The organism is Rhodococcus sp. MurmanLake-1 (assembly GCF_056945715.1).
The window spans coordinates 1-263 of the sequence record NZ_JBWZNF010000088.1 but is presented as its reverse complement, the minus strand read 5'-3'; the positions used below and the strand labels follow the sequence as shown (position 1 = coordinate 263).

Below are 263 nucleotides of genomic sequence, written 5' to 3'. Positions count from 1 at the left end.
ATGGAACAAATTATTCATTCTATTGATGCTTTTGCATTGGATACTGTTCTACAAGGACAAACATATAGCAGTGCAAAAGCATATTTCTTACAAACCTTTCGTCCGTTAGCACAAGGAATCATTTACTTATGCGAAGAATTAATCCGTCAAAATGATGCTTTTCCAAGAGACTTTCAATCACAGGTCGCTTCTACAGATGTTATCGAACAGGAGATATTAGAACAAATTCGAGAAATTGACCGAATGATAGCAAGTACGGAAGC

At 36.1% G+C, this 263-nt stretch carries 1 protein-coding gene; it reads left to right on the top strand.

Translation table 11 applies throughout. The annotated features are described in order from the left end of the window. The coding region (locus AC2ETI_RS32765) for a T7SS effector LXG polymorphic toxin (protein WP_326041127.1) at nt 1-263 on the top strand (263 nt) is incomplete at both ends.